General features: G+C 72.5%; 16 protein-coding genes. 6 read left to right on the top strand and 10 right to left on the bottom strand.

The genetic code is table 11. The features are described from left to right. Positions 1-125: 125 nt before the first annotated feature. The 4 genes from ACFYYJ_RS40800 to ACFYYJ_RS40785 form a co-directional block, all read right to left on the bottom strand. Positions 126-2,303 carry a sulfatase-like hydrolase/transferase gene (locus ACFYYJ_RS40800; protein ID WP_389139949.1) on the bottom strand — a complete coding sequence of 726 codons (2,178 nt, stop codon included), beginning with the start codon at positions 2,301-2,303 and terminating at the stop codon, positions 126-128. A 139-nt stretch (positions 2,304-2,442) separates the two neighbouring features. Beyond that, the gene (locus tag ACFYYJ_RS40795; RefSeq protein WP_389139946.1) at positions 2,443-3,411 is read right to left on the bottom strand and encodes a GNAT family N-acetyltransferase; all 969 of its coding nucleotides are present in this window, start codon (positions 3,409-3,411) and stop codon (positions 2,443-2,445) included. 186 nt (positions 3,412-3,597) lie between these two features. Next, positions 3,598-4,869: an Ig-like domain-containing protein gene (locus ACFYYJ_RS40790; RefSeq protein ID WP_385364201.1), complete on the bottom strand. Its 1,272-nt coding sequence runs from the start codon at positions 4,867-4,869 to the stop codon at positions 3,598-3,600. A 133-nt stretch (positions 4,870-5,002) separates the two neighbouring features. After that, positions 5,003-5,287, bottom strand: a complete 285-nt coding sequence (locus tag ACFYYJ_RS40785; protein WP_385364200.1) for a hypothetical protein — start codon at positions 5,285-5,287, stop codon at positions 5,003-5,005. Positions 5,288-5,451: 164 nt separating this feature from the next. Between ACFYYJ_RS40785 and ACFYYJ_RS40780 the strand changes: the two genes are divergently transcribed. After that, positions 5,452-5,769 (top strand): hypothetical protein, encoded by a 318-nt coding sequence (locus ACFYYJ_RS40780; protein ID WP_385130904.1) that lies wholly within the window; start codon positions 5,452-5,454, stop codon positions 5,767-5,769. A gap of 95 nt (positions 5,770-5,864) precedes the next feature. Here the strand turns inward: ACFYYJ_RS40780 and hutH are convergent, their stop codons facing one another. The 5 genes from hutH to ACFYYJ_RS40755 all read right to left on the bottom strand — a co-directional run bounded on the left by hutH (position 5,865) and on the right by ACFYYJ_RS40755 (position 12,563). Next, positions 5,865-7,406: a histidine ammonia-lyase gene (gene hutH, locus ACFYYJ_RS40775; protein ID WP_384755773.1), complete on the bottom strand. Its 1,542-nt coding sequence runs from the start codon at positions 7,404-7,406 to the stop codon at positions 5,865-5,867. A gap of 148 nt (positions 7,407-7,554) precedes the next feature. After that, on the bottom strand, positions 7,555-8,670 hold the full coding sequence (locus ACFYYJ_RS40770) for a diguanylate cyclase domain-containing protein (RefSeq protein WP_385130902.1): 1,116 nt from the start codon (positions 8,668-8,670) through the stop codon (positions 7,555-7,557). A 101-nt stretch (positions 8,671-8,771) separates the two neighbouring features. Then, on the bottom strand, positions 8,772-9,572 hold the full coding sequence (locus tag ACFYYJ_RS40765; protein ID WP_389139939.1) for an enoyl-CoA hydratase/isomerase family protein: 801 nt from the start codon (positions 9,570-9,572) through the stop codon (positions 8,772-8,774). 768 nt (positions 9,573-10,340) lie between these two features. Then, positions 10,341-11,495: an adenylate/guanylate cyclase domain-containing protein gene (locus ACFYYJ_RS40760; protein WP_385130899.1), complete on the bottom strand. Its 1,155-nt coding sequence runs from the start codon at positions 11,493-11,495 to the stop codon at positions 10,341-10,343. Positions 11,496-11,696: 201 nt separating this feature from the next. Beyond that, positions 11,697-12,563, bottom strand: coding sequence for a biotin--[acetyl-CoA-carboxylase] ligase (locus ACFYYJ_RS40755; protein WP_385130896.1), 867 nt, complete (start codon positions 12,561-12,563; stop codon positions 11,697-11,699). A 131-nt stretch (positions 12,564-12,694) separates the two neighbouring features. On the opposite strand from ACFYYJ_RS40755, the gene ACFYYJ_RS40750 reads away from it, so the two are divergent. From ACFYYJ_RS40750 to ACFYYJ_RS40735, 4 genes are all read left to right on the top strand, one after another. Beyond that, positions 12,695-14,293 carry an acyl-CoA carboxylase subunit beta gene (locus ACFYYJ_RS40750; RefSeq protein ID WP_385130893.1) on the top strand — a complete coding sequence of 533 codons (1,599 nt, stop codon included), beginning with the start codon at positions 12,695-12,697 and terminating at the stop codon, positions 14,291-14,293. An 18-nt stretch (positions 14,294-14,311) separates the two neighbouring features. Further along, on the top strand, positions 14,312-14,521 hold the full coding sequence (locus ACFYYJ_RS40745) for an acyl-CoA carboxylase epsilon subunit (protein ID WP_385130891.1): 210 nt from the start codon (positions 14,312-14,314) through the stop codon (positions 14,519-14,521). 81 nt (positions 14,522-14,602) lie between these two features. Continuing rightward, entirely contained in the window at positions 14,603-14,737 is a 135-nt protein-coding gene (gene mmpB, locus ACFYYJ_RS40740; RefSeq protein WP_376661733.1) for a morphogenic membrane protein MmpB, read from the top strand. Between the two features lie 22 nt (positions 14,738-14,759). Continuing rightward, the gene (locus tag ACFYYJ_RS40735) at positions 14,760-15,377 is read left to right on the top strand and encodes a Maf family protein (protein ID WP_384595776.1); all 618 of its coding nucleotides are present in this window, start codon (positions 14,760-14,762) and stop codon (positions 15,375-15,377) included. Here ACFYYJ_RS40735 and ACFYYJ_RS40730 read toward each other — a convergent pair. Then, positions 15,358-15,819 carry a hypothetical protein gene (locus ACFYYJ_RS40730; protein WP_385366144.1) on the bottom strand — a complete coding sequence of 154 codons (462 nt, stop codon included), beginning with the start codon at positions 15,817-15,819 and terminating at the stop codon, positions 15,358-15,360. The two genes, ACFYYJ_RS40735 and ACFYYJ_RS40730, sit on opposite strands and share 20 nt — an antisense overlap. A gap of 375 nt (positions 15,820-16,194) precedes the next feature. On the opposite strand from ACFYYJ_RS40730, the gene ACFYYJ_RS40725 reads away from it, so the two are divergent. Beyond that, a partial coding sequence (locus tag ACFYYJ_RS40725; protein WP_389139931.1) for a biotin carboxylase N-terminal domain-containing protein occupies positions 16,195-16,583 on the top strand: 389 nt, incomplete at its 3' end.

Below are 16,583 nucleotides of genomic sequence, written 5' to 3'. Positions count from 1 at the left end.
GCACAAGGAGAAGTGATGGATCAGCAGTACCTCGATAATCACTCATTCGGGTACCTCGGCCCTTGCGGCACGGGTGTCCTGGTGTCGACGGCTGAAGTCCACCCGCCGCTCCGCGATGGGCGGAATCAGACCACCGTCACCCACGGCTGTGCCCACGAGGTGTGGTCGTAGGAGGTGCGGGCGTTGGCGTCCTCCACCACCAGGTGGAGGAGGCGGACGCCCGTCACGTCCAGGTCGATGCGGGCCGGGCCGCCCGCGCCCGTGAGGGTGGCGGTCGTGTGCAGGGTGCGGCCGTCGCCGCGGACGACGGCGCGGGTGGCGCCCGCCGAGGACTGCTTCGTCGAGAAGTCGTCGATGCCGACGAGCGCCGTGAAGCGGGAGGCGCGCCCGCCCAGGTGGTAGACGATCTCCGAGGGGGCGTGGACGCCGAGGCCCTTGGCGTAGGTCACGCCGCCGAAGGCGATGGGGGTGCCGTCGCCCGCCGCCTGCTTGCCGTTGGAGCGGTCGATCTCGACCGGGCCCCAGCCGTTGGCGGCCGAGACCCACGGCAGGTCGCTCAGGTAGCCGTCACGGGTGGGCGGGGCCGGGAGCGGCGCGTAGCGGGTGGGGGCCGTGAAGCGGAGGTCGGACGCGCTCGTGGCCCGCGCGGTGAGCAGGGTGGCGGCCGCCGTCGACGGGGCCGTCACCCGCCAGGTCGTGGTCAGGGCCTCTCCGGGGGCCAGGGAGGTCGCGGTGGCCGGTGTCGTGGCGGTGGCCGTCCAGCCGGCCGGGACGGGGAGGGTGGCGCGTACATCCGGCCAGGGGCGGGGCGTGCCGTTCGAGAGGGTCGTGGTGACGGTGCCGGCCGACGCGTCCGCGACCGCCGTCAGGCCCCACGCGCGGCGCACGTACGTGTCCGCCCACGACGCCCGCAGGAGGGCGGTGAGGGACGAGACCACCGACGGGTTCGCCGCCGCCACGTCGTTCTTCTCGGCGACGTCCGTCGTGAGGTCGTAGAGCTCGAACGCCCATTGCGCGTCCGGCACGTTGCGGTCCCGCGCCGGGGCGAAACGCACGGCCTTCCACCGGTCCTTGCGGATCGCCTCGGCCACCTGCTTCGCGCGGCCGCCGTCCTGGGTGTTGGCGCGGCTGGTGACGCCCTGCTCGTCCCGGTACCAGTACAGGTGGTCGTGGAGCGGCGCCAGATCCGCCCGGCCCGAGAGGACCTGGGCCGCCGAGAGGCCGTCGATGTCCGAGGGTGCCGGTGCGCCGCCCGCGAGGTCGGCGAGGGTGGGCAGGACGTCGTAGAGGGGGGTGGGGCGGGCGCTGGTGGTGCCCGCCGCGATCCGGCCGGGGGCCCAGGCGATCAGCGGGACGCGCACCCCGCCCTCGTACAGGTTGCGCTTGTAGCCGCGCAGCGGGCCGTTGGCGTCGAAGAGGTCGGGGTTGACGCCGCCCTCCTCGTGCGGACCGTTGTCGGAGGCGATCAGCAGCACGGTGCGTTCCGCGATGCCGAGCGCCTTCAGCCGGTCGACGACCGCGCCGACCTGCGCGTCGAGGTGGCTGATCTGCGCCGCGTGCGCCTTGTTGGCCTGGGTCCAGGACTGCGCGGCGTACGCGCCGACGTCGGGGATCTCGCTGGGGGCGTGCGGGAGGTTCGGGGCGAGGAAGAGGAGGAAGGGGTCGGCGCCGGTCGCGTGGGTGTCGATGAAGGCGAGGGCGCGCTCGGCGATGGCGTCGGGGGCGAAGGTGCCCGCCGGGGCGGTCTCCTTGGCGTCGTTGTGCCAGAGGTAGGAGGGGTAGTACTCGTGGGCGTGGCTGTGGTCGATGTACCCGTAGAACTCCTCGAAGCCGCGCGCCGCCGGGTGGCTGGGCTGGTCCGCGGCCTCGGGGCCGAAGCCCCACTTGCCGAACAGGCCCGTACGGTAGCCGCGCGCCCGGAGCACCTCCGCGAAGGTGGTGTCCCCGGCGCCGAGACTGCCCTGGCCGCCGCTGGACGGGTTGGCGCGGACGGCGGCGTGCCCGGTGTGCAGGCCGGTCAGGAGTGCGGCGCGGGAGGGTGCGCAGACGGCGGCCGCGGAGTAGGCGTCGGTGAACCGGAGCCCCTCGGCGGCGATCCGGTCGATGCGCGGGGTGGTGATCAGCTTCTGGCCGTACGCGCCGAGGTCGCCGTAGCCGAGGTCGTCGGCCAGGATCACCACGAGGTGGGGCGGACCGGCGGGGGCCGCGTCGGCTGCCGCCGGGGCCGCCGCCGCGAGCTGCGGGAGGGCGGCGAGACCGGCGGCCGCCGCGGATCCGGCCAGGAAGTGACGGCGGCTGGGCATCGGGAACTCCTCGGCTGCGGAAGGGCGTTGCAGAGATCATCCGCAGCGCGCGCCGCCGGGGCCATGCACGGGGCATGAAGAACGTGTGACACCGGCCGCCAGGGGTGTCGTCCGGGATCCGGCGGCTGCCGGCTGCCGGCTACAACTTGAGCTGGAAGTAGGCCGCATCGCGTTCGCGCCGGTAGCCCAGGGCCTCGTTCACCCGGCGCATGGGGGTGTTCTCGTCGGCGACCGTCGTGGCGATCTGCCGCAGGGCGGGGTGGCGCCGCGCGGCCAGCGCCCGCATGTGGCGCTTCACGGTCCGGCCGAGGCCGTGGCCCCGGTGGGCGGGGACGACGGCGGTGTCGTACTGGAGGGCCCGTTCTCCGGCCGGGTCGGGCAGGACGAGTTCGGTGTAGGCCGCCACCTCGCCGTCCGGGGTCACGGCCGCGACCGTGGTGATCTCGCCGCCGCGGTCGAGGATCAGCTGCTGCGCCGCGTGGAGCTTGTGCGCCGTCCAGGTCTCCATCTGCTCGTCGACGTCGCCCATGGGCGCGTCCTCCATCGCCCCGTGGGCCCGGGCGAGCGGCCCCGTCCAGTCGTCAGGGGTCAGACCGTGCCAGGTGTGCAGCTCGTACCCCGGCGCGGGCTCCTCCTCCTGCGGCTGCGGCGGCTGCTGCTGCGTCACGTCCTGTACGTACCAGGCCATCGGCAGGACGTTCTCGAAGCCGAGGGACTCCGCGAACGCCTGGCCCGGGCCCCCCAGGTCCACGAGCGTGGAGACCGAGGTGCGGCCGTCGGCGAGGAGTTCCTCGCGGACCCGCTGCCACAGGGCCGTGCCGACGCCCCGGCGTCGGGCATCGGGGTGTACCGCGAGCACGTCGAGGAACGCGGTGCTCGCGTTGGCCTCGTCGGTGAACAGGACCAGGCCCGCCACGGCGGAACCGTCTTCGGCCGCCCAGCACGCCGCGCGCCCGCGTGCCGGTTCGACGCGCAGCCGGCCGCCGACCTCGACGCGGGAGGGCGGCGGCAGCTGCGGCAGGTCGGTGGCCGCGGCGGCGGCCAGGACCGCCAGCCAGGCGTCCACTTCGGGGTCGGTCGGGGGCACGGCGAGGGATCGGATCGTCATGTCGGGACCCTAGACCGCAGTCCGCCCCGCAGGTCAGGGGTTTTCGCGCCGGGTGCGCCACCCACGCCGGCCGCGCCGCGCCGGTGCGGCCGAGGGTCGGGTCCGGGGCCGGGCAACGGAAAAGGCGGGGACCCCGTCCAGGGTCCCCGCCTCTCTCGGCGCTTCACTTCGGGCACGTCACGGTCGTCAGACCGCGGAGCCCGCCTTCCAGTCGGCCCAGCTCATGTTCCAGCCGTTGAGGCCGTTGTCGGGCGTGATGGTCTTGTCCGGGGAGTTGATCACCTTGACCACGTCGCCGATGAGCGAGTTGTCGTAGAACCACGCCGCAGGCTGGTTGGGGTCGTTCGCGCCCTTGGCGTCGTTCAGACCGACACAGCCGTGGCTGGTGTTGACGCTGCCGAAGACCGAGTCCGCACCCCAGTAGTTGCCGTGGATGAAGGTGCCGGAGGTCGACAGCCGCATCGCGTGGGGAACGTCCTTGATGTCGTACTCGCCCTTGCCCTCGTCGTTCTTGAAGCCGACGGTCGAGCCGTCCATCCGGGTCTCCTTGAACTTCTCGGAGATGACCATCTGGCCGTTGTACGTCGGGTTCTGCGGCGAGCCCGCCGAGATCGGGATGGTCTTGAGGACCGCGCCGTCCCGGGTGACCGTCATCTTCTTGGTCTTCGTGTCGACTTCGGAGACCTGGCTCCGGCCGATCTTGAAGGTGACCGTCTTGCTCTGGACTCCCTGGACGCCGGGCGCACCCTGCACGCCTTCGAGCGCGAGCTTCATCGTGACGGTGGAGTTCGCCTGCCAGTAGTTCTCCGGACGGAAGTCCAGGCGCTGCGGGCTGAACCAGTGGCCGACGACTTCCTGGCCGCTGCTGGAGGACACGGTGATCGCCGCCTGGACGGCCTTCTTGTCCTTGATCGGCTTGTTGAAGGTGATCGAGACCGGCATGCCGACGCCGACCGTCTGGCCGTCGTCCGGGATGAACGAGCCGACGAAGCTGTTCTCCGGGGAGACCGTGGTGAACGAGGCGTTCTCGTGGGCCTCGCGGCCCGCCTCGTCCTTCGCGGTCGCCGACAGGGCGTACTTCGTCGAGCGCTTCAGCGCGCCGTCGGGCTTCCAGCTCTTCCCGTCGGCGGCGATCTTGCCGGTGACCGCGGTGCCTTCGGAGGTCTTCAGCTCGACCGCCGTGAGCGTGCCGTCACTGACGGCGACGTTGGTCGCGTCGTTGAGGCCGACGTTGGTGGCGCCGTCCTTGGGCGTGATCGTTATCTTGGCCTTGGAGGCGTCCTTGGCCGCCGCGGCGTCGACGTCGGCCTGGGACTTGCTGCTGTCGCTCGCGTTCGGCTTGTCACCGCCCCCGCCGTCGTTGCACGCCGAAAGCACCAGTACGCCACCGAGCACGGCGGATATGGCCATCAGAGACCTTCTCCGCCGCTTGCTGTCCGTCCTCACACGCCACTCCATCGTTGCCGGAAACCCCGGGGCTGCCGTCCCGGGGTTGGGCCGGGCAGGGGGAATCACCCCCTGCCTCGCCTAGACAACGCGCTAACTCCGCGGATCGGTTCCACATTCCCTTCGGATGTGGGCAACCACACGGTCAGACGTTGTCGGGTTGTTCGTCGAAGTCCCCATCTTCCTCGTCGATGTCCCACTCCATGGACTCGGGGTCGTATTCGACGGGCTCGCTGCTCCAGGAGGCCTGGGCGAGCTCCACTCCGGGGATCTCCGCGACCAGGTCGGTGGGGTCTACGAGGTAGGCCAGGGCCTCCGATTCGTCCTCCCGTACGGCGGCTTCGGCGTGGCCGCGTTCCTCGTCCGGCATGAACTCGTCGGCCTCGATGTGGGCGAGCGCGGCTCCGGTGAGTGCCTGGGAGTCCGGCACTTCCAACACCAAATCAACCCGAAGGCGTACATAGCGTGATGTCTCAGAAGGGTTCATACGACGGAGAGTAAGCCCGCGGAACCCCCGACTTTCCCACGACCCGCCCCTTTCCGTAGCATCACCGCACACGGCCAATTCGCTGCTTCCGCAAGGGGGATCGCACCGTGTCCGCACGCCGTCCGCTGCTCACCGCTCTCGGAGCGACCACCCTCCTCGGCGCCCTGTGGTTCGTACCGTCCGCGGGCGCCACCTCACCCGGGCCCGCGACGGGCCACTCCGGCGCGCCGGCCGCCGCCAACACCCCTTCCACGGCCGCGCCCGCCGCGCGCCGGGATTCCGCTACGGCTCCGCAGACGGAGACCGTCTCGCTCGCCGACACCGGTTCCGTCGACACCACGCCCTACCTCCTGGGCGGCACGCTGCTCCTCGGCATCGGGGCGGGCTTCGTGACCTTCTCCGTACGCGGCTCCCGCACCTACTGAACCCTCCCGCGCAGACGCCCACACCCGACACGCGCGAAGAGCCGCCCGGGCAGCACCCCGGGCGGCTCTCACGCTCGTACGCGTACGGACGGCCGTCAGGCCAGCGGACCCGTCTCCGTCTCCACGGCGGCGACGAGGGCACCGCTGCGGACGAACGCGTCGGCGGCGGCCAGGTCGGGGGCGAGGAAACGATCCGGCCCGGGACCCTCCACACCGGCCGCACGGGCCGCCGCGATGGCCGCCCGGCTGGCCGGGGCCGCCGTGAGCCCGTGACGCAGCTCGATGGCGCGGGTGGCGGCGTACAGCTCGATGGCGATGATCCGGGTCAGGTTGTCGACGGCGGTACGGAGCTTGCGCGCGGCCGACCACCCCATCGAGACGTGGTCCTCCTGCATGGCGGAGGAGGGGATCGAGTCGGCGGAGGCCGGGACCGCGAGCCGCTTCATCTCGCTGACCAGGGCGGCCTGCGTGTACTGGGCGATCATCAGACCGGAGTCCACGCCGGCGTCGTCCGCGAGGAACGGCGGCAGGCCGTGGCTGCGGTTCTTGTCCAGCAGCCGGTCCGTACGACGCTCGGCGATCGACCCCAGGTCGGCGGCGGCGATGGCGAGGAAGTCCAGGACGTAGGCCACGGGCGCGCCGTGGAAGTTGCCGTTCGACTCCACGCGCCCGTCGGGCAGCACGACCGGGTTGTCGACGGCCGAGGCCAGCTCGCGGGAGGCCACCAGGGCGGCGTGCGCCATGGTGTCGCGGCCCGCGCCGGCCACCTGCGGGGCGCAGCGCACGGAGTACGCGTCCTGGACGCGCGGGGCGGACTCCTCCTGGAAGTGCCCGGTGAGCCCGGAGCCCTTCAGGACGGCGGCCATGTTGGCGGCGGAGGCGCCCTGGCCGGGGTGCGGACGGATGGCGTGCAGCTCGGGCTGGAGCACCTTCTCGGTGCCGAGCAGGGCCTCCAGGGTGAGCGCGGCGGTGATGTCGGCGGAGGTGTACAGCTTCCGCAGGTCCGCGAGGGCCATGACCAGCATGCCGAGCATGCCGTCGGTGCCGTTGAGGAGGGCGAGGCCCTCCTTCTCGCGGAGCTCGACCGGCTCGATCCCGGCCTCGGCGAGCAGCTCGCCGGCGGGGCGGACGGTCCCGTCCGGGCCCTCGGCGTCGCCCTCGCCCATGAGCGCGAGCGCGCAGTGGGAGAGCGGCGCGAGGTCGCCGGAGCAGCCGAGGGAGCCGTACTCGTGGACGACGGGGGTGATGCCGGCGTTGAGCAGGTCGGCCATGGTCTGGGCGACGGAGGGCCGCACGCCGGTGTGACCGGAGGCGACGGTCTTGAGGCGGAGGAACATCAGCGCCCGGACGACCTCCCGCTCGACGCGCGGGCCCATGCCGGCGGCGTGCGAGCGGACGATGTTGCGCTGGAGCTGGGCGCGCAGCTCGGGGCTGATGTGCCGGGAGGCGAGTGCACCGAACCCGGTGGACACGCCGTAGACGGGCTCGGGCTTGGCGGCGAGGCCCTCGACGATCTCGCGGGCGCGGGCGAGCGCGTCGAGCGCCTCCGCGGACAGCTCGACGCGTGCGTTGCCGCGGGCTACGGCGATGACGTCCTCGGCGGTGGTACCGGACGTCCCCACCACGACAGTGTGCATATCCATATTCAGCAGCGTACGGACTGAATCGCATCATGTCACTAGTGACTTCCACCAGGACCCCTTACGGCCGCAACCGAACCCGACCCCGCCCGCGGTTGAGGCGCGGGGTCCGGGCGGAGTCCCGGGGCCGGGGCGGGGCTCGGGGCTAGGGACGGCCCCGGAAGCGGCGGCGTTCACCCGAGGCGGCCTCGGCGGCGGCGTCGGCCAGTCGGACCACCGCGGTGTCGCGCCCCGCGACGACCGGCTTCGGGGAACGCGCCGCCTTCGCCTTGTACTGCGCGGCGTCCGCCAGCCGGAACAGCCGCCGCGAGGACTTCACCGGCCCGATCGGGTCCCCGGTCGAGGCCACCCCGCAGGCCACCCCCTCCCCCAGCTCCAACTCCGCGGCCCGGGCGCACAGCTCCTCCGTCACCCGTACGACCTCGTCCGCGCTCGGCCCGACCCCCACCAGGCAGAACTCGTCGCCGCCGAGCCGCGCCGCCAGGGCGCCGGGGAGTATGGCCCCGCACAGGCTCAGCACCGACCCGAACCGCTCCAGCAGCCGGTCGCCCATCGCGTGGCCCAGGGTGTCGTTGACCTTCTTCAGCCCGTTCAGGTCGCACACGACGAGGCTCACCACCGCCCCCGTGCGCCGGTGCTCCTCCAGCGCCTCGTCGAGCCGCATGTCGACGGCCCGCCGGTTCGCGAGGCCGGTCAGCGGGTCCGTGAAGGCGAGGCGCCGGGCCTCCTCCAGCCGCTCGTTCTGGGCGAGGCCGGCCGCCACGACGGCCGCCAGTACGGCCGCGAACTCCGCGTCGTCCGCGTCGAAGTCGGGCAGACCCTCGTCCCGGGCCACGTACAACTCGCCCCAGGCGCGCCCGCTGAGCACGACGGGCGCGACCACGCACGTGCCGCGCCCCCGCCGGCGCAGGGCGGCGCCCCGGCGCCCCGGGCGGTCGCCGACGGCGCTCTCGACCCAGGCGTGGGGGCCGCCTCCCCCCGCCCAGCGCTCGTGCAGGAACTCGGTGATCTCGGGGAAGTCGTGTACGGGGTAGGACTCGTCCTCGGGGAACTCCTCCTCCCCCGCCCGCCGCTCCCCCTCGTTCACGAGCACCCGCAGGCGCCCCCGCTCCCGCTCCCACGCGGAGATCGCGGCGAACGACCCGTCCAGCGCCACCCGCGCGCCCCGCGCGGCCGCCCGCACGCTGTCCCGCGGCGTCGAGGCCGCGGCCATCGCCTGAGCGAGGCCCACCACTGCTCGCAGCCGCCCGTCGACTCCCATCACCACAGGTTAGGGAGTTTTTTCCGATTTAGTGACAAATGGCGCGACTTTGGGTGCACGGAAGATCACGAACGGTGATCACCAACCCGTCCGACGCCCGCTCACTCACCCGGCCAGTTCGGCTTGCGCTTCTCGTTGAACGCCGCCACGCCCTCCGCCCGGTCCCCGGAGAAGGCCACCGTCCGCCAGGCCGCGTCCTCGATCTCCAGACCCGCCGACAGGTCCATTCCGTGCCCCAGCCGCAGCGCCCGCTTGGCCGCGCGCAGCCCCACCGGCGAGTTCGCCGCCATCCGCGCGCCCAGCGCGAGGGCCTCCGCCCGGTCCTGCCCGGCCGCCACGACCGAGTCCACCAGCCCCAGGGACAGCGCCTCGGCCGCCTCCACCCGGCGCGCGGTGAAGATCAGCTCGGCCGCCCGCGCCGCACCCACCCGGCGCGGCAGCAGCTGCGTGCCGCCACCGCCGGGGATCACGCCCACCGACACCTCGGGCAGGCCCACCACGGCCGTCTCGTCGGCGACGATCACATCGCAGGCCAGCGCCAGCTCGAAGCCGCCGCCCAGCGCGAAGCCGTGCACGGCCGCGATCGTCGGCACGGGCAGCTCCAGCACGCCCCCGTACGCGCCCCGCGTGGTCGGCCGCTGCCGGACCAGCTCCGCGTCGGACAGCGAGTTGCGCTCCTTGAGGTCCGCGCCGACGCAGAAGGCCCGCTCGGCGGTGGAGGTGAGCACGACGACCCGCACGGACGGGTCCGCCGCGAGGGCGGCGCAGGCCGCGCCGATGGACCGGGCCATCTCCGTCGACACCGCGTTCATCGCCTTGGGCCGGTCCATCGCCAGCTCCGCGACGTGCCCGTCGCCTTCCCGACGTACCGCGACGAACTCTCCGAAGCGCTGCTCAGACATGCCTGCGACCCTCCCGGTTAACGATCGTTATCGCCGCACTGTAGTCCGCGGCCCCGCCACCGGGTCAAGAACCCCTGCCGGGCGGGCACACGAACCCGTCCGGCATTCGCGGCCCCGGGCCGGGGGCGGACATTTCAGGCGGGCACTTCAGCCCGTCCGGCGTTTGAGGACCGGGGGTCCGGGGGTGGGCACTTCAGGTCGGGGGGGCGGGCACTTCAGGTCGGGGGGCGGGCACTTCAGCCCGTCCGGCGTTTGAGGACCGGGGGTCCGGGGGCGGAGCCCCCGCCGGGTCCGGGGGCGGAGCCCCGGGAGCGGCGCCCGGGGTCGCAAGCCCCGGTTTCGGGAAGGGGCGGGGTGGGGGCGGCTCCGCGCAGCGGCACCCGCGCCGAGGCGGGCCGCACGGTGGGCCGCCGGGGCCGGGCACGCGCCGGGGCACCTCCTCGGGCGTCGAACCCGGTGCGGCACCGGTAAGGCGAAGGGGTCGCGTTCGACGCCCTGCGGGGGCGCCCCACCGCACACCCGACCCCGACGGCGCGGGGGTGTCGTACGGGACCCGGGACGCCGGGCCCGGAGACAGGTACGCGGGGGCCCTGAGGCCCAGTGCACGGGGCCGGGGCCCGCGCGGGGCCCAGGGACGGTTACGCGGCCCCGGAGGCGCGTACGCGGGGCTCGGGGGCCAGTACCCGGGAGCCCGAGGCAGGTGGCCCGCACCCGGGGGACCGGGGCAAGGTACGGGCTCCGCATCGGCCGCGCCGCCACCCAAGGGCCTCAGCCCTGCGTCCGCGGCTTCCTCCGGCTCAAAGACCACGGCTCCACCACGCCCAACCCCCGCACCGGCCGCTGCCACATCGGCTGGAGCGCGAAGCGGTAGGACCCGCCGCCCTCCTCGGCCTCGGCCTCCTTCTCGGACACCGGCGCCGCACCGGTGCGGCCCAGTTCCTCGGCCATCGCACCGTCGACCAGCACCGCGTCCTTCGGCGCTATCGAGGTCAGCCGGCTCGCCAGGTTCACCGTGGTCCCGAAGACGTCGCCCATGCGGGTCGTCACCGTGCCGAAGGCGATCCCGACCCGGAGTTCCGGCATCTGGGGGTCGACTTCCATCGTCTCGATCAGCCGCAGCGCGATCTCCGCCGCCGTCGCCGCGTCGTCGGCGCAGTACAGCACCTCGTCGCCGAGGGTCTTGATCAGCCGGCCGCCGTACGCGGCCACCAGGTCCGCCGAGGTCGTCTCGAAGGACTCGACCAGCTCTCCGAGCTCCTCCTCCTCCAACCGCCGCGTGAGGCGGGTGAAGCCCACCAGGTCGGCGAAGCCCACCGCGAGGCGCCGGTCGACCATCTCCTCGTCGTCCGCCACCTGCACCACGCGCCCGGTCGCGGCCGCCAGCTGGCGCCGCCACACGTAGACGAGGAACTCCTCCAGCTCCGGCAGCAGCAGCTCGACCAGCGGGTACGTGACCTCCGTACGGGTCATCCCCGGCTCCGGCGGCTCGGTGAGCCCTTCCAGGAAGGAATCGATCTGCCATTCGGCCAGTCGGGCGGTGGTCTGCCCGGTGGACCGTGCCACCTGCACCGCCATCGGCTCGGACAGCAGCCCGGCCTCCACCAGACCGGCGAGCCGGCGCAGCGCCAGTACGTCCGCCTCGGTCAGGGCCTTGGCCTGGCCGATGTCGGCGAAGCCCATGGCCCGCCAGAAGCGGGAGGCGAGCTCCATGGACACCCCGGCGCTGCGGGCCGCCTGGAAGGGCGTGTACCGGCGCTCGGCGCCCAGGATGAGCTGCTCCAGCCGGATGGCGAGGGGATCCGCCGTCGGCTGGACCGTGTGGTCGACCTCGTGGTGCGGGGTGTGCTGGTCCCGCCCGATCGGGGTGCCGTGGCCCGTGGGCCCGGGGGCGGGCGCGCTGGACGTAGAGTCGTCGACGGTCAAGGGCCGCCTCCTGTCCATTCCGTGCGCACTGCCCTGCCGAACCGGTGGTCACCACGAGTACCGGGATCGCCTAAACCATACGGCAGGTGTGCCGTAGCTCACTCCCCACTCCGCAGGGAATTCGACCCCGCCCCCGTCGCGGGCCCCGGGACCCGGGCCCGGAGCCGCCGCGACCGGGCCCCGATGGCGAGAATCCCGAGGTCAGTGCACTGACCGGAGGTGCACCACATCGCCCGCGGTGACCGCTTCGTGGCGGTCCTCGGCGGTACGGATGACCAGGCGTCCCTCCGCGTCGACCGCTTCGGCCGTTCCGGTGAGGGTGCGCCCGCCCGGGAGGTCCGCGCGGACGTGCCGGCCGAGGGTGGCGCAGCCCGCCGCGTAGGTCTCCTGGAGCCCGCTGGCCGCCGGGTCGCCGCCGGCGGCGCGCCAGTCCCCGTACCACTGCTCCAGGGAGCGCAGTACGGCCCTCAGCAGCGGGTCGCGGTCGGTGACGGTCGCCTTGGCCAGCGCCAGCGAACCGGCCTCCGGCACCGGCAGCTCGTCGTCGGTCAGGGTGACGTTGAGCCCGATGCCGACGACCACCGTGTCACCGACCCGCTCGGCGAGGATCCCGGCGGTCTTGCGCTCCTCGCCGTCCACGGTGACGAGCAGGTCGTTGGGCCACTTGAGTGCCGTGTCCACGCCCGCCGCCCGGGCCAGACCGGTAGCGGTGGCCACCCCGGCGAGCAGGGTCAGCCACCCCCAGCGCTCCTGCGGCACCGCGTCGCCCGGCCTGAGCGTCACGGAGAAGAACAGCCCCGAACGGGCCGGCGCGACCCAGCTCCGGTCGAGCCGGCCCCGCCCCGCGGTCTGCTCCTCGGCGACGAGCACGGCCCCCTCGGGCAGGTCCGCCGCCCGAGCGGCGAGATCGCTGTTGGTCGACCCGGTGGCCGGAACCACCTCCAGCGAGGTCCACAGCCCCCCTTCGGTGACGAGGGCCCGCCGCAAGGCGGATGCGTTCAGCGGCGGCCGGTCGAGGCTCGACCAGCGTCCGCCGGGAGCTCCTGCTGATGCATCTGATGGCGTCATGCAAGCCAATGTAGGTGTGTCAAACGCCGCACTGCCGAGCGCCATGCCCGCCGATACGCTACGCACCAGTAGCCAGCAGTAGTCAATCAATTGACCAGGCCGTTGACACCACGCAGGGAGCCGCGACCCCGATGCCAGAACCGTCAGAGCCGATCGACATGCACACCACCGCGGGCAAGATCGCGGATCTGCAGCGCCGCATCGAGGAAGCCACCCACGCCGGTTCCGCCCGCGCGGTGGAGAAGCAGCACGCCAAGGGCAAGCTGACGGCTCGTGAGCGGGTGGCCCTGCTGCTCGACGAAGGCTCCTTCGTCGAGCTCGACGAGCTCGCCCGGCACCGCTCCACCAACTTCGGGCTGGAGAAGACCCGTCCGTACGGCGACGGCGTCGTCACCGGCTACGGCACGGTCGACGGCCGCCCGGTGGCCGTGTTCTCACAGGACTTCACCGTCTTCGGCGGGGCCCTCGGCGAGGTCTACGGCCAGAAGATCATGAAGGTCATGGACTTCGCGCTGAAGACCGGCTGCCCGCTCGTCGGCATCAACGACTCCGGCGGCGCCCGCATCCAGGAAGGCGTCAGCGCGCTCGGCATGTACGGCGAGATCTTCCGCCGCAACGTGCACGCCTCCGGCGTCATCCCGCAGATCAGCCTGGTCGTCGGCCCCTGCGCCGGCGGCGCCGTCTACTCCCCCGCCATCACCGACTTCACGGTCATGGTCGACCAGACCTCGCACATGTTCATCACCGGCCCGGACGTCATCAAGACGGTCACCGGCGAGGACGTCGGCTTCGAGGAGCTCGGCGGGGCCCGGACCCACAACAGCACGTCCGGCGTCGCCCACCACATGGCGGGCGACGAGAAGGACGCCATCGAGTACGTGAAGTCCCTCCTCGCGTACCTTCCGTCGAACAACCTCTCGGAGCCGCCCGCCTTCCCCGAGGAGGCGGACACCGAGGTCAACGACATCGACCGCGAGCTCGACGTACTGATCCCCGACAGTGCGAACCAGCCGTACGACATGCACACTGTCATTGAGCACGTGCTGGACGACGCGGAGTTCCTGGAGACCCAGTCGCTCTTCGCGCCGAACATCCTGACCGGCTTCGGCCGGGTCGAGGGCCACCCGGTGGGCATCGTCGCCAACCAGCCGATGCAGTTCGCCGGATGCCTGGACATCAACGCATCCGAGAAGGCCGCGCGCTTCGTGCGGACCTGCGACGCCTTCAACATCCCGGTGCTGACGTTCGTCGACGTCCCGGGCTTCCTCCCGGGCACGGACCAGGAGTACAACGGAATCATCCGGCGCGGCGCGAAGCTGATCTACGCCTACGCCGAGGCCACCGTCCCCCTCATCACCGTCATCACCCGCAAGGCCTTCGGCGGCGCCTACGACGTCATGGGCTCCAAGCACCTCGGCGCGGACATCAACCTGGCCTGGCCGACCGCCCAGATCGCCGTCATGGGCGCGCAGGGCGCGGTGAACATCCTGCACCGCCGGACCATCGCCGAGGCGGAGGCCGCCGGCGAGGACGTCGAGGCCGTCCGGGCCCGGCTGATCGCCGAGTACGAGGACACTCTGCTGAACCCGTACACGGCGGCCGAGCGCGGTTACATCGACGCGGTGACCATGCCGTCCGAGACCCGGGCGCACGTGGTGAAGGGACTGCGGCAGCTGCGCACCAAGCGGGAGTCCCTGCCGCCGAAGAAGCACGGAAACATCCCCCTCTAGGACCGGGAGGCAAGTCCAGTGGTCATCAAGGTCGTCAAGGGGAACCCCACCCCGGAGGAGCTGGCCGCCGCACTGGCGGTGGTCCAAGCGCGCGCGGCGATGCTGGCTTCGGCACCGTCGGGCGCTCCGCGGGTACCGGACGAGTGGTCGCGGCCGGCCCGCGTGGCGCGCCGCCGCGTGCCGCGCCCGGGGCCGCGCGCCTGGGGTCGTACGTACTGGCCCGCCTGAGCGGATCTGATGCGAACGGACGGTGGCGCCTGAGTACCCGTACTCAGGCGCCCCGCCCGTCCCCGGGGCCAGGATCGGGGCATGCTCTGGTCCGACCCTGAGAACGAGCCGCCCAAGGACATGCGCGACGCGCAGGCGATGGTCCGGCGGATGACGGTGGTGCTCCTCCTCGCCATGCTCGTGGCGGTCTACGTGCTGGGCGTAGGGCCTTTCTGAGGCGTGCCCGCGTCGGCCTACGATGGCGGGCATGACGACGCCTTCCCCCCGCAAGCTCGTGCTCGCCTCCGCATCCCCCGCCCGGCTGAACCTGCTGCGCCAGGCGGGGCTCGCCCCTCACGTGATCGTCAGCGGCTTCGACGAGGACACCCTGAACCACGACGAGCCCGCCGCGCTGGCCCTGGCGCTCGCCGAGGCGAAGGCGGCGGTCGTGGCGGGCCTGGACGAGACCGCGGGCGCGCTGGTCATCGGCTGCGACTCGGTGCTGGAGCTGGACGGCGAGGCGCTGGGCAAGCCGGCGGACGCCGAGGAGGCCACCGCGCGCTGGAAGTCGATGCGCGGGCGGTCGGGCGTACTGCGCACCGGGCACTGCGTGATCGACACGGCGACCGGCCGTCAGGTCTCGGCGACGGCCTCCACGACGGTCCACTTCGGCGAGCCGACGGACGCCGAGGTCGCGGCGTACGTGGCCAGCGGCGAGCCGCTGCACGTGGCGGGGGCGTTCACCCTGGACGGCCTGTCGTCGCCGTTCATCGAGGGCATCGACGGGGACCACGGCAACGTGATCGGGCTGTCCATGCCGATGCTGCGCTCGCTGCTGGGAGAACTGGGCGTGTCCATCACGGATTTGTGGGCTTGAGCTCCCCGGCCGGTCCGGCCTGTCCGCGCGGTCCGGCCCCGGGCGCCCGGTCCCGGTCCTCGTAGAGGAGCAGGGTCAGCACCAGCAGGCACAGGATCAGCATCATCGTCGCGAAGGCGGCCCAGCCGACCAGCACGACGGTGAGGATGCCGAGCACCCCGTGGGTGACGGCGGCGGCGACGATCACGATGCGCGCGAAGCGGCCGGGCCGCCGGTCGCGGATCGCGGCGACGGCGGCGAACACCGCGCAGAGCAGGAGGAAGGCGCCCATGCCCGCCCCCAGCCCGTAGGTTGCCTTGGACATGACATCCGGATCGCTGCCCGCGATGGACATCGACTGGTTCGCGGTGGTCCGGCCCAACACGAGGTGGACGAGTACCAGCACCGCCGCTTCCGCGACCAGTACGATCGCGGCCAGTCCGGCCACGAGTCTGCGCAGCACTTCGCCCCCACCCCCCACGCGTCACGAGCCCGTTCGACGCCTGGAGGCTACTAACGGGTAAACGTGCGGACAAGGGGTGCGGGCCGCTTCGTTACGCGAGTGCCCCGGCACAGCGATCAAGCAAAGAAAAGATGCACCGTTCGTAGGGACTCGACAAAGAATCACCCGGGGCGGCTGACCCGCATGACAGAGACCTCGGCAACATGACGGGGTTACTGTGCAGTCGGGGATCCCCCTGACCTGGGGCGCCACAAGGGTTCTCCAGCGGGACGCTGCTCGCATCACACTCTGTGTGGGCAAGCTCACCACTGGGGAAGGGTCGAAAGGCCGTGTGGGCTGTCCCTAAACTCAGCTTGTTTCAAGGAGGGAGCCATCGTGCGCAAGGTGCTCATCGCCAACCGTGGCGAAATCGCTGTCCGCGTTGCCCGGGCCTGCCGGGACGCCGGGATCGCGAGCGTAGCCGTCTACGCCGATCCGGACCGGGACGCTCTGCACGTCCGCGCGGCCGACGAAGCTTTCGCGTTGGGCGGTGACACCCCGGCCGCGAGCTACCTGGACTTCTCCAAGGTCCTCCAGGCCGCCGCCGACTCCGGTGCGGACGCCATCCATCCCGGATACGGATTCCTGTCCGAGAACGCCGACTTCGCGCAGGCCGTCATCGACGCCGGTCTGACCTGGATCGGCCCGCCGCCGCAGGCGATCCGCGACCTCGGCGACAAGGTCGCCGCCCGTCACATCGCCCAGCGCGCCGGCGCCCCGCTCGT

This window comes from Streptomyces sp. NPDC002467, from assembly GCF_042889825.1.
GTDB lineage: Bacteria > Actinomycetota > Actinomycetes > Streptomycetales > Streptomycetaceae > Streptomyces.
This window is presented reverse-complemented; position numbering and strand designations above follow the sequence as displayed.

What these genes read in the sequence shown, in the direction of transcription:
- ACFYYJ_RS40800 (WP_389139949.1), bottom strand. Translation starts at nt 2,303, where the DNA reads ATGCCCAGCCGCCGTCACTTCCTGGCCGGATCCGCGGCGGCCGCCGGT.
- ACFYYJ_RS40795 (WP_389139946.1), bottom strand. Translation starts at nt 3,411, where the DNA reads ATGACGATCCGATCCCTCGCCGTGCCCCCGACCGACCCCGAAGTGGAC.
- ACFYYJ_RS40790 (WP_385364201.1), bottom strand. Translation starts at nt 4,869, where the DNA reads ATGGAGTGGCGTGTGAGGACGGACAGCAAGCGGCGGAGAAGGTCTCTG.
- hutH (WP_384755773.1), bottom strand. Translation starts at nt 7,406, where the DNA reads ATGCACACTGTCGTGGTGGGGACGTCCGGTACCACCGCCGAGGACGTC.
- ACFYYJ_RS40770 (WP_385130902.1), bottom strand. Translation starts at nt 8,670, where the DNA reads ATGGGAGTCGACGGGCGGCTGCGAGCAGTGGTGGGCCTCGCTCAGGCG.
- ACFYYJ_RS40765 (WP_389139939.1), bottom strand. Translation starts at nt 9,572, where the DNA reads ATGTCTGAGCAGCGCTTCGGAGAGTTCGTCGCGGTACGTCGGGAAGGC.
- ACFYYJ_RS40755 (WP_385130896.1), bottom strand. Translation starts at nt 12,563, where the DNA reads ATGACGCCATCAGATGCATCAGCAGGAGCTCCCGGCGGACGCTGGTCG.
- ACFYYJ_RS40750 (WP_385130893.1), top strand. Translation starts at nt 12,695, where the DNA reads ATGCCAGAACCGTCAGAGCCGATCGACATGCACACCACCGCGGGCAAG.
- mmpB (WP_376661733.1), top strand. Translation starts at nt 14,603, where the DNA reads ATGCTCTGGTCCGACCCTGAGAACGAGCCGCCCAAGGACATGCGCGAC.
- ACFYYJ_RS40735 (WP_384595776.1), top strand. Translation starts at nt 14,760, where the DNA reads ATGGCGGGCATGACGACGCCTTCCCCCCGCAAGCTCGTGCTCGCCTCC.